9 protein-coding genes and 2 pseudogenes are annotated in these 11,845 nt (G+C 39.7%); 2 read left to right on the forward strand and 9 right to left on the reverse strand.

All coding sequences use genetic code 11. The annotated features are described in order from the left end of the window. The first annotated feature begins 48 nt into the window (after positions 1-48). Positions 49-948, forward strand: a complete 900-nt coding sequence (gene hcaR / locus B9T25_RS04120; RefSeq protein ID WP_086187217.1) for a DNA-binding transcriptional regulator HcaR — start codon at positions 49-51, stop codon at positions 946-948. A 284-nt stretch (positions 949-1,232) separates the two neighbouring features. Further along, positions 1,233-1,910 carry a DUF1345 domain-containing protein gene (locus tag B9T25_RS04125; RefSeq protein ID WP_086187218.1) on the forward strand — a complete coding sequence of 226 codons (678 nt, stop codon included), beginning with the start codon at positions 1,233-1,235 and terminating at the stop codon, positions 1,908-1,910. Between the two features lie 154 nt (positions 1,911-2,064). On the opposite strand, the gene B9T25_RS04130 is transcribed toward B9T25_RS04125, so the two are convergent. The 9 genes and pseudogenes from B9T25_RS04130 to B9T25_RS04170 all read right to left on the reverse strand — a co-directional run bounded on the left by B9T25_RS04130 (position 2,065) and on the right by B9T25_RS04170 (position 11,287). Beyond that, positions 2,065-2,922: an alpha/beta fold hydrolase gene (locus B9T25_RS04130; protein WP_086187219.1), complete on the reverse strand. Its 858-nt coding sequence runs from the start codon at positions 2,920-2,922 to the stop codon at positions 2,065-2,067. Positions 2,923-3,205: 283 nt separating this feature from the next. Next, on the reverse strand, positions 3,206-4,444 hold the full coding sequence (locus B9T25_RS04135) for an OprD family outer membrane porin (protein ID WP_086187220.1): 1,239 nt from the start codon (positions 4,442-4,444) through the stop codon (positions 3,206-3,208). Positions 4,445-4,939: 495 nt separating this feature from the next. Continuing rightward, a complete protein-coding gene (dmpG, locus tag B9T25_RS04140; protein WP_086187221.1) occupies positions 4,940-5,959 on the reverse strand; it encodes a 4-hydroxy-2-oxovalerate aldolase in 1,020 nt (339 codons plus the stop codon). Positions 5,960-5,970: 11 nt separating this feature from the next. Continuing rightward, a complete protein-coding gene (locus tag B9T25_RS04145; protein WP_086187222.1) occupies positions 5,971-6,879 on the reverse strand; it encodes an acetaldehyde dehydrogenase (acetylating) in 909 nt (302 codons plus the stop codon). A gap of 37 nt (positions 6,880-6,916) precedes the next feature. Further along, entirely contained in the window at positions 6,917-7,726 is an 810-nt protein-coding gene (locus tag B9T25_RS04150; protein ID WP_074943727.1) for a fumarylacetoacetate hydrolase family protein, read from the reverse strand. A gap of 421 nt (positions 7,727-8,147) precedes the next feature. Further along, a pseudogene (locus tag B9T25_RS04155) lies at positions 8,148-8,752 on the reverse strand (glutathione S-transferase family protein). A 49-nt stretch (positions 8,753-8,801) separates the two neighbouring features. After that, positions 8,802-9,515: pseudogene (locus tag B9T25_RS04160) on the reverse strand (helix-turn-helix transcriptional regulator). A 74-nt stretch (positions 9,516-9,589) separates the two neighbouring features. Beyond that, positions 9,590-10,258: an HAD-IA family hydrolase gene (locus B9T25_RS04165; protein ID WP_086187223.1), complete on the reverse strand. Its 669-nt coding sequence runs from the start codon at positions 10,256-10,258 to the stop codon at positions 9,590-9,592. A gap of 93 nt (positions 10,259-10,351) precedes the next feature. Continuing rightward, a complete protein-coding gene (locus B9T25_RS04170; RefSeq protein WP_086187224.1) occupies positions 10,352-11,287 on the reverse strand; it encodes an RluA family pseudouridine synthase in 936 nt (311 codons plus the stop codon). Positions 11,288-11,845: the final 558 nt, after the last annotated feature.

The raw sequence follows: 11,845 nt of genomic DNA on the forward strand, positions 1-11,845 counted from the left end.
CCAAATTATAGTAAGACATTTTTTGGATTACTCATTGGACTAGATTATATGGAATTACGACACCTAAGATATTTTATTACCGTTGCAGAAGAACTTAACTTTAGTAAAGCGGCGTTAAAGCTTTATACTGCCCAACCCTCTTTAAGTCAGCAAATTAAAGACCTAGAAGAAGATGTTGGCGTACAACTGCTCTATCGTACCAAACGCAAAGTTGAACTGACGGAAGAAGGTGCCGTATTTCTAGAGCAAGCGCGTTTAACATTGGCTCAAGCAGACAAAGCCGTTGCTATGGCGCGCCAAGTCTCACAAGCCAAGCAGCAAATGTTGCGTATTGGTTTTGTTCCTGTTGCAGAGATGAAAATCTTTCCTTATGTGTTACCCAATTTACGGGTACAAAACGCCGATTTTAAAATCGAATTACTTAGTCTCAATAATACTGAGCAAATGAAGCTGTTAAAGAAAGGCGATTTGGATGCTACTTTTACTCGTCAGAATTTAAACAGTGATGAAATAGAAAGCTTATTTGTACTTCGTGAACCGTTACTCTTTCTTTTACCGGAAAATCATCCTTTAGCAAAATATGAACGAATCCCAGTTAAGGCATTGAATAATATTGATTTTATCATTCCTGCTGCGGAACAATCTCTGACACTCCACAATACCATTCTAGATTTTGCCAAAACCAACGGTATTGAATTTAATATTGTACAAAAAGCCGATAATATCTTGTTTAATATCAACTCAGTTGGCATGGGTTTAGGTTGCACCATCTTACCCGGCTACGTTGCACCATTGACCATGGACAATACGGTCATTCGCGCTCTTGATGTTGAACTGCCGCATTTGGACTTGTACGTCAGTTACCATAAAAACAGTAGTTCTATCGCAGTTCATAAATTTGTTGAACTACTCACCCGCGTGTTTTATCTAAATATCAATCGTGATTAGGCCATTTACTCACTTTCTTTTTTAAATTAAGCACACCATTATTTTTTTGATAAATGATGGTGTCTTTTTTTACCTATTTTTATCTTTATTTTGTACTGCAAAGACTTAAGTCTTAGACTATTTATTGATGATAAAGCCCTTCTTAATGGGAAATAACGTATAACTTTTCTTCTATTAACTTATAAAAATATATCATAATCAAAAAATTACAACTTAAGTCTAATAAACTCACCGCTGTATTATTAAAATTTTAATAAAAAATAAAGACAGACATAGAGAGCATTATGAAAATACACTCACTGCATCGGATCAAGATAGGTGTTCAATACCACCCTTATTTTTTTATCATCTTTCCATCCATCGCAGTGTTGTATTATTTTTTACAATGGCTGACCCAATGGAGTTGGTCTAGCTGTCTTTTAATCAGTTGGAATGTCTCAATTTATAACTATTTATTCTTAACCATAAAAAAACTATGGCGCACAGATCATGCGCATATTTTACAGCGAGCACTGCAACAAGATGCCAGTAAATGGATTATTTTACTGCTGGTCGTCATGACATTAATCATGTGCTTTATTGCTATTATTATTGAAATTTATCACTTACCCGCAGATCCCACCATTCGAACAGGGCACTTAATTTTATCCATCCTGACTATTATTTCTGCTTGGTTCTTTATGCATACCATCTTTGCTATTCATTATGCGCATGACTTTTATTTGGCATTGGAAAAACATCAAGACGGCGGCTTAGATTTCCCCAAATCACCGCAACCAACCTATCCCGACTTTTTATATTTTAGTTATGTAATTGGCACGTCTGCTCAAACGGCAGATGTCTCAGTGACCAGCCAATCTATGCGAGTGTTGAACACTTTACACCTGATCTTGGCATATGGATTTAACACCACTATTTTGGCTATCAGTATCAATGTCGCAGCCAGTTTCATTATGGCTTAAAGTCAAACTCATCTTATCCCCCAAATAAATTACATCAGGACATGTGGTCTGCTGAACAAAAGAGCTTATACAAATAGTGGGTCGACATGGATTTCAAAAAATAAAAAAGGATGGCAAAAGCCACCCTCTTTTTTTATCACTAAATTCAAGCAGATTATACGCCGCGCGCAGTTAAGTAATCTTTAATCACCGTATTAAATTCTTCAGATTTTTCAACTTGAGACCAGTGACCACATTGACTGAAAATATGTGCATCCGCATGTGGAACAATATTCAAGATATCCCATGAACGAGATACAGGAATCACCACATCTTGTACGCCATGAATCAGTAAAACTGGAACAGTAATATCTTTCATTTTTTCAAAGTCGAGTGGGAACTCAAAACGGTCACGGTCACGTGCGCCAACCACATCCATCAGACGGTTAGATGCATAGTCATTTTTGGCAGAATCAAAACGTACTTTAACCAATTCATCGGTAATCAAATCTTTGTTCACGACAAACATAGACAGAGTTTGCTTGATACCTTCCTCTGTTAAAACTGGATTTGCATGTGCTTTGAGTGCCGCTGTTTGTTTCGCCCCCCCTGTACCCATTGATACGATTCCGAGCACACGCTCTGGATAATCTAAGACCATTTGGAATGCTAACCAACCGCCCAATGAGTTACCCACCACCCAAGTTTTTTCAATGCCCAAAGCATCTAAAGTACGGATGGCGTGATCAACCCAAGCACGAATACCATATGCCGTATTGGGTGCAACAACAGTTTGACCATAACCAATGGTGTCAATTGCGATACAACGGGCTTGTTCAGCAATCTGTGGCAGGTTCAACCACCAGTTTGCCGCAGCAGATACACCTGTACCTGAACCATGCAAGAAAAGAATAGGCGTGCCTTCACCCAGTTCGTGATAGTGAGTTAACTCACCTTCCGCAGTTTCAATCCATTTATCTTCTAAGCCAAAGAATGAATCGGTTGTATATTCAGGGATTTGGACAGTACTCATATATACTCCTCGTGCAGCATTGATACGTGTTTGATTGACTCAATGACACGCTGAATGATAATAAATTCGACAATTTTACAGCCTAATATTACATGTTCATCAAGCACAAACTGATACTTAATAACGATGATAAACCATAAAAAAAACGATAATTTAAGTCTTTGTTTTTAATATATTTAAAATTAATTCATCGCCAAAATTTAGCTCAGACATTTCAAGCTCAACATGCTTAAGCTCAAAAAAAGAGCGACCGATTAACAGCCGCTCTTTTTCCATCAGATGATTAGAATTTATAGCTATAGGTTGTCGCAATACGATACTCTTTTAAGTCCGTTTTCCAGTCAAAGTCAGCATCAATATACATCCCTTGAATGCCTAAACCTTTGAACTTACCTTCTGGAATGGTGTAATTCACCATCAGATTAATTTCATCTGATTTTTGTTCTTGCTTACCGGCTACATCAGCATCATAACCCGTGAAATAAACTGCTGTGGCATTTAAGCCTTTCGCACCCAATTCAGAGAAATCATAAGCATAAGTAAAGCCCCATGATTTTTCATTCACATTGGTAAATGTAGCTATACCCCAGTTCACTAAATAGGGTTGTGGCACCCAACCACCAATGGTTGGGAATGCATTTTTACCAAACATCTGTTGATAGCCCAAACCAAAGGTATGTGCGCCATGATTAATTTTAGCACCTACAGATAGCGCCTGATTATCAATATTTCCATACAATTGATCACCTGATTCCGAGTTATCGAAATAACGGATATGGCTATCTAATTTTGCCTTGGCACCTAATATGGTTTTGTAATTCACAGCGACATAATGCTGCTGGTAGATATCTTGCACATCTGCATACCAGTAGCTTGCACCAATATTCTTATTCAATTGATGATCAATACCCGCAATGTACATCCCATCCGCTTCTGCACCATGGTCATAGGCAGGTGGTGCAAATTTAGTTAATTCGCGGAATTGGTTGTCATAACGGTTGTTAATGCCATCAATATACGCCAAGGTTAACTTGGTATCTTTAATGTCTTTCGACTCTAACCATGCCCCGCTATACGTGGTCAGCAACTGACGCGATGGGTCAAAAACCAATACTGGCGAAACAGGCAAAATTTCACCGACCTTCAATTCAGTTTGCGACACTTTGGCTTTTAAAGTTGCCCCCACTTTACCAAAGTCACGCGCTTGTTTTTCACCGTCATGCGGTAAAACCCAATCTGGATTTTTATCACGACCGTTCAAACGTACAGCATGTTGAACCAAGACATCAGCGCCTACTTTTACAGCACCTAAATCGGCATAACCAGACTTAGCATCTAAAGTCACGGCTTGAGACCAACTGCCCCAGTTGTTTTGTGGAAGATCGGCATATTGCCGATCTAAATAGAAGTTTTTGAATTTTAATTGGACTTGGCTATCGTCGATAAATTCTGCATTCGTTGCAGTTGTACCTAGTGTTGCCGCAGCAGCACAGATTGCTATCCATAGTGTTTGACGACGCATGGCTAAATTCCCAGTGATCAAATTAAGCTATAGCGCCATCATGCTCAACAATCCTAAGTTGCGAAATCCGACTACAGTATTAAGCTTTCATGCCTTTAACGCATGATTACGACTTTCTGAATCTATATGCCAAGCTGGTTTAGAACTTAAAGCAATAAGATATTTTGCAGATATTTTATTCAACTTTTTATAAGCCTTTGTTCACGGGCTTATTTTTATAAAAGAACAGGGATATTTGCGTCAAATAAAAACAACTGATCGCTTTTAAGTTTAACTGCGGTTTTCTTTCAGCTAAATATTTGAAAAAATTAATATAACTGGCGTATGGCATGATATTTTTTATCTATTAACTTTTTGTATTTTTCTAAACAATGAATCACGTTTTGCATTAAAAAAAGCAGATGACCATCCCCATGCTTAATCAAATGCCTTTACATCAGCCAATAAAAAGCACCTATGAAAGGTGCTTTTCTAACTGAAACATCAGTACGACGACTAAGCTTGCAGTTCTTTGGCCTTAGACATGGTTAATGCCAAATCTTCGATCATGTCTTCTTGACCACCTACTGTACCGCGGCGACCCAATTCCATTAAGATTTCGCGTGCAGATACACCATATTTGGCTTCAGCACGTTTCGCAAATAACAAGAATGATGAGTAAACGCCTGCATAACCTAAAGTTGCTGCATCACGGTCAGCACGAATCGGGTTCAACATTATAGGAATCACCAAATCTTCAGCAACATCTTGAACTTTAAACAAATCAACACCTGTATCCATCCCCATGCGATTCGCAACGGCAATGAATAGTTCAAGTGGTGTATTGCCCGCTCCAGCACCTAAACCAGCAGAAGCCAAGTCAACCCGTATCGCGCCCGCTTGAACAGCAGCCACGGTATTGGCAACACCCATACCTAAGTTATGGTGACCATGGAAGCCAAGTTCAATACTCGGGTCAAGGCTGTCACGCAAACAAGCAACACGATCAGTTACATCTTGTGGCAGCATATAACCGGCAGAGTCAGTCACATAAATACAGTTCGCACCGTAAGACACCATTTTTTTCGCTTCTTCAAGCAATTGAGTCGGTGTTGCCATATGAGCCAACATTAAGAAGCCCACAGTATCCATCTCTAATTTACGTGCAGCAGTGATGTGCTGTTCTGAACAGTCTGCTTCTGTACAGTGCGTTGCAACACGAATCGTTGAAACACCAATTTCATGTGCCATTTTTAAATGGTCAACCGTACCAATCCCCGGTAAAAGAAGTGCCGATACTTTCGCATTCTTCATACGTGGCACAACCGCAGACAAATATTCCTCATCCGTTGCCGCAGCAAAACCGTAGTTCACCGATGAACCACCAAGGCCATCACCATGGGTAACTTCTATTAAAGGTACACCTGCATCATCAAGGGCGGTTGAAATCGCAATCATTTGCTCAACAGTCGTTTGATGGCGCTGTGGGTGCATACCATCACGCAAAGTCATATCATGAACAATAATCTTAGACATATGGTTGCTCCTTATACCGCTTCAGTGGTTGCTTGTTGTGCAATTAAACGCTCTGCAAACATTTCTGCAGTCCGTGCAGCTGCCGCTGTCATAATATCGAGGTTACCGGCATATTTAGGCAAGTAATCCCCTAAACCTTCAACTTCTAAATAGATAGAAACACGGTTATCATCAAATACTGGGCCATTCACTAGTTTATAACCCGGTACATATTTTTGAACTTCCTTGATCATGGCATGCACTGATGCCGTAATTGCCACTTGATCGGGTTCACCTTCAACGAGGCAATGAACCGTATCACGCATCATAAGTGGTGGCTCAGCAGGATTGATGATGATAATCGCTTTACCCGCTTTCGCACCGCCAACTTTCTCAATGGCACCCGCAGTAGTGCGGGTAAATTCATCAATGTTTTTACGTGTACCTGGGCCTACAGATTTAGTCGATACCGTTGCGATAATTTCACCATAGCTCACAGGCTGAACACGTGACACTGCCGCCACCATCGGAATCGTAGCTTGACCACCACAGGTCACCATGTTGACGTTTGGTAATTCACCTTGTTCAAGCAATGCAGTAAGGTTTACCGGTGGTACGCAAAATGGACCAATCGCCGCAGGCGTTAAATCAATCATTTGTACGCCAAGTTCATTTAGTTTGCGGCTGTTTTCAGCATGCACATAGGCAGAGGTTGCATCAAAAGCAATTTGAATATTGTCTGCTAATACATGTGGCAACAAACCGTCCACACCATCGCTTGTTATTTTTAAACCCATTTCCGCTGCACGTGCCAAACCTTCTGAAGTAGAGTCAATCCCCACCATCCACACCGGTTCTAACCATTCGCTACGTTGAAGTTTGTAAAGCAAATCTGTGCCGATATTACCCGGACCAATCAATGCACATTTAATCTTTTTCATGAATGTACTCTCTAAAATTCCGATTTATATAAAAACGTTATTCAGCAGCGAAAGCAGCAACAACTGAACCAAAACCTTCAATCTCAACTTTGAATTCGTCACCTGGGTTTGCAACAACCATTGGGCCAAGCGCACCTGTAAGGATAATGTCACCAGCCAAGAGTGGACGACCACGACGAACCATTTCATCAGCCAACCACACTGCCGCGTTTAAAGGGTTTGCCAAACATGCTTTGCCCACCCCCTGAGAGACCACTTCGTCACCACGGGTCATTACCATTTTGCAGTTCACAAGGTCTAAATTTTCCAGTTTCACTGGACGTGAACCTAAAACATAAGCCGCAGATGAAGCATTATCTGCAACCGTATCAATCAGGGAAATTTTCCAGTTTTCGATACGACTATCGACCACTTCTACAGCAGGCAATGCATAGTCAGTCGCACTGATAATGTCTGCATACGTGTGTTTTTCTTGGGTTAAATCTTTATTAATAATCAGGGCAATTTCAGCTTCAACTTTCGGTTGAATGAGCAAACCAGCAGGAATGGCTTCACCATCGCCATAGGCCATATCGGCAAACAACATCCCAAAATCAGGTTGATCTACACCGAGTTGCGCTTGTACAACTTTTGAAGTCAAACCAATCTTGCGTCCAACTAAGCGACGCCCCTCAGCAAGCGCACGCTGGGTATTCACTTCTTGAGCGGCATAGGCGATATCGACATCGGCACTTTCACCCCCCAATTGTGGACGAATAGGTGCAACCGCAACTTTTGACAGTTCAGCTTCTCTAAGCGCTAAAGCAACGGATTCAACACTCGTTTCAACAACAGCAGAATTCGACATCAATGTTTCCTTAAACTGCAAAAATGGACTTATACTGTTTTAGATGAAAAATGACTAAGTAAGATTTAAAACTCGGATCGACTAGATCAATTGCGACAGACGAGCTGTATCTGGTCATCTATAAAACGCGTATGTGTATAAACAGTTTAAGCATCGGAAAAATGGCGACTTTACGCCAATACTTATTTTATTTTTTACAATAGTTAGAACCTATAAATCTTTTTTTTGTTTTATCCATCAACATAAACAGCGTAGAAAAATCAAAGAGAAAAATGCTCAAATCATTCAGAATTTAGTTTTGTATATTTTGATTAAACTTTTCATCTACGACTAAAAGATAATAAGCGTGAAGTTTATTTGTATAAATCTACAACAAAAAAATAAGCCTCTTATGAAAGAAGCTTATCTGAGTAGAATGGTTTTATGCTGCAAATAAAGCAGGATTATTCTTTAAACTTTCACGTTGTTTTATGACCTCAACATAGCGCTCAATCGCAGGGTGTGGCTGTAATAAATTCATTTTTAATTGCCACATGATCATTGCTCCTAAACTAATATCGGCTGCCGTAAATTGTGAACCGCATAAATAAGGGCTTGCTTGTTCCAAACCTTGAATCAACGCTTGATACGTATCCTGATAATCACCATAGCCCATAAACAGTTTTTGTTCTGGTAGAACTTGAACTTTTAAATGTTCATTGTCAGAGGCTGCTGCAAAAGGTCCTGCACCAAAGAACAACCAACGATAATATAAACCTCTTTTCGGATCATCAAGTGCAGGGGTAAACCTTTTTCAGAGAATTGATCTGCCAAATACGCACAAATGGCATCTAGCTCATAAATCACCACATCGCCATCGACCAAAACAGGCACTTTGCCAAAAGGATTTAATTTTAAAAATTCTGCTGATTTCATTTCTGTACCATATGCAACTTCTATGCGCTCGACCTCAATCCCCAAATCAAGAATAAGCCAATCCACCACAACGCCACGAGATTGTGTATTTGTATATAAAGTTAAAGCCATTGTTCTATCCTCTGTATTTATTGTTTTTTTAGAATAGAACTGAGCTGTGTCAGTTTTTGTCAGTAGTGCTTGGTGATTCTTCTGAATTTGAAAATTCTTTTTGACACCATTGTTGAAATAAATGGCGTTTAAATTGGGGATAAATTTGCTCAGTGAATATGAGCGTTTGAATTCGATCTAAACGGAAATTTCTAAAATCTTCACGTAGTTCACACCATGCAGCCAATAACATTTGGTCGTTAAAATATCCCAATGCAAAGGGCCATAATTGCCTGTGTGAAATCTGTTTCTGCTCATCAACATAATCAATCTGAATTTTAGTTTGTAAACGAATTGCGATACGAACTTGTTCAACAATGGTTTGATCAACCTCGATCCATGAATGAATTGATTTTAGATAAGTATCATTTAAGAATTCTTGTTTTCTTTGTGGCAATACTGCTTTTAATTTGCTTAATACCGAATGTGAAGCCTGCTGCAAGGCTTGATCAGGAATAGATTTAGCCCATTGTAATGCAAGATACATCGCTTCAATTTCTGATTCATCCAAACTCATTGGCGGAAGTAGAAAGTTTTCTTTCAATTGAAATCCTAAACCTACACTCCCCTCAATATTGCCCCCTTGATCACGTAAACTTTCAATATCTCGATAAACACTTCGCACACTGATTTGCAAATGTTCAGCCAAACGTTGTGCAGTGACAGGATAACGCTGTTCACGGAGGTGCTGTAATAAATGAAGTAATCAAATAGAGCGACTCATACCGTATTTTCTTGTTATTCAAAATTAAGTTTAGGCGCATATCCTTATACGCCTTGAAAAACAATCAACTTTGATTAAGCCACATCGAAAGTACTCACTTGCTGATTTAAAAACTGATCTAAACTTGCGACATCATCTGCAATGGTCAAAGGATTAAACTGCTGCAAGACATTTTTAGCATGTACACCATATGCTACACCAACTCTGGGCATGGCAATATTTTGCGCCATTTCCAAGTCATAAGAAGTATCCCCAACCATAATCGCATGTTCAGTTTTTACCCCTGTGAAAGCTAAAATTTCAGCTAACATCAGTGGATCAGGTTTAGACTTGGTTTCACTTGCCGCACGCGTAATATCAAATAAATCATAGCTCTTGGTTTGAGCCAGCACACGATCCAAACCTTTACGGCTTTTACCCGTCGCAACCGCAAGCTGAACACCCTGATTTTTGAGTCCATACAACATTTCAGCAATGCCAGCAAACCAAGCATCACCTGTTGAATGAGCAACATAATGATCGCCATAACATTTCAAAAGATCAGTATGTAATTCAGGCACTTTAGGAAATAAGGCTTGAGCCACTTCGGGCAAACCTAAACCGATAATACTTTTTGCCGCTTCAGGGGTCAGTGGTTGTTCAAATTGCTGTGCTGCAAACTGTAGGCTTGCCACAATCTGCCCCACTGAATCAAACAAAGTTCCATCCCAATCAAAGACAATCAGTTCTACAGGTTTATTCATGAATAACGTCCAATATTTGATTTAGATGCAAAAATATTTTCAGATTTAAACCTCCTCTGCATCCTCCTTTTTTCAAAGGAGGATTAAAGAAGATTATTTAGACTGCGCACGGAGCTGAGCTGCCAAATTCTGCATATCTTCAGGTAAAGGTGCTTCAATCAAAGGATAACCCGGAATTTCTAAGCGTAGCGCATGTAAACATAAACGACGTGCCGCAGGGCCTTTATATTCAGTTTCATGTCCGTATTTATCATCACCAATTAAAGGATGACCAATACTCAAACCATGCACACGAATTTGATGCGTGCGTCCCGAAAGCGGTGAAGCATAAACCAAAGTGCCATGACGGAAACGCTCTGCGACATTCCACTGCGTTTGACTTGGCTTACCTTCTTTAGATACGCAGACACGACGCTCACCATTGGCCAATTCATAACGATGTAAAGGTGCATCAATCAGTTGCTTATCCAAACTGACCTGACCTTTGACAATCGCAGCATAGGTTTTTTTAATTTTACGTTCACGCAGTAAATCTTGCAGGGTTTTAAGCGTACTGCGCTTTTTACTGATCATCACTAAACCAGAGGTATCACGGTCAATACGATGAATCAGCTCTAAATATTTTTTACCTGTGGCTGCGCGTAAACCTTCAATCAAGCCATAAGCAATACCGCTACCACCATGTACAGCAATGCCTGAAGGTTTATTTACAATCATCAAACCTTCATCTTCATAAACCACACGGCTGAGTAAGCTCTGTGCGACTTTGTCTGACACTGGTGCAGCAGTTTCATCTTTAGGTTCATAACGAATCGGTGCAACACGAATTTGATCGCCAATTGCCAATTTAGTTTCAGCTTTAATGCGCTTTTTATTGACCCGAACTTGCCCTTCACGCATCAAGCGATAAATCCGACTTTTAGGCACACCTTTGAGCCTAGAAAATAGAAAATTATCGATACGTTGACCAGATTGATGCTCGTCCACTTCAAACCAAGTGACACTTTGCCATTCTTGCGTAGAATTCATACAGTTACTATGACCCAAAAAAATACTAAAATTGATTAAAAACTGATCACTTAGGCTATGCTTTACACAAGAAATTTAAGCTTAGCCCATAGGCAGATGATGCAAGGTTTGATATAGTCAGCGCACGGATACCACCGTTAGTGTGAAAAAATTTAATTACTTCAATATTTTTGAAGCTAAACATTAAATTTTACAACTCATACTAAATACGGAAAGGTCCCTAAAGAATATGCCAACGCCGAAGGCTTATTATATCGGCAAAAAAGCAAACTGTTGCGTTTAATTGTACTTAATGTACATAAATCAGTTTGCTCTAAAAAATATGTCGCCAACTTTGAGTTGGTTCTTAAACGTAAACTGATACACATCAAATGAATCGCAACCTGAAGTCGCATTCAGGCTACAACGTTGATGCATTGGATCTGCACATAAAGCAAAGATACGATGATAATTCCGTATCAAGACGCTCTATCTTAAACGAAGGGATGATCTTCAAGCTACGTGACAGTGAAAGTTACTCACATCTAATGCACCGTTTGTCCGCCAGTGAGTCCGCTC

The organism is Acinetobacter sp. ANC 4470 (assembly GCF_002135335.1).
In the GTDB taxonomy this organism is placed as follows: Bacteria; Pseudomonadota; Gammaproteobacteria; order Pseudomonadales; family Moraxellaceae; genus Acinetobacter.

Excerpts from the sequence above, each read along its gene's own strand:
- hcaR (WP_086187217.1), top strand. The coding sequence starts at position 49 with ATGGAATTACGACACCTAAGATATTTTATTACCGTTGCAGAAGAACTT.
- dmpG (WP_086187221.1), bottom strand. The coding sequence starts at position 5,959 with ATGTCTAAGATTATTGTTCATGATATGACTTTGCGTGATGGTATGCAC.
- B9T25_RS04130 (WP_086187219.1), bottom strand. The coding sequence starts at position 2,922 with ATGAGTACTGTCCAAATCCCTGAATATACAACCGATTCATTCTTTGGC.
- B9T25_RS04135 (WP_086187220.1), bottom strand. The coding sequence starts at position 4,444 with ATGCGTCGTCAAACACTATGGATAGCAATCTGTGCTGCTGCGGCAACA.
- B9T25_RS04165 (WP_086187223.1), bottom strand. The coding sequence starts at position 10,258 with ATGAATAAACCTGTAGAACTGATTGTCTTTGATTGGGATGGAACTTTG.
- B9T25_RS04125 (WP_086187218.1), top strand. The coding sequence starts at position 1,233 with ATGAAAATACACTCACTGCATCGGATCAAGATAGGTGTTCAATACCAC.
- B9T25_RS04170 (WP_086187224.1), bottom strand. The coding sequence starts at position 11,287 with ATGAATTCTACGCAAGAATGGCAAAGTGTCACTTGGTTTGAAGTGGAC.
- B9T25_RS04150 (WP_074943727.1), bottom strand. The coding sequence starts at position 7,726 with ATGTCGAATTCTGCTGTTGTTGAAACGAGTGTTGAATCCGTTGCTTTA.
- B9T25_RS04145 (WP_086187222.1), bottom strand. The coding sequence starts at position 6,879 with ATGAAAAAGATTAAATGTGCATTGATTGGTCCGGGTAATATCGGCACA.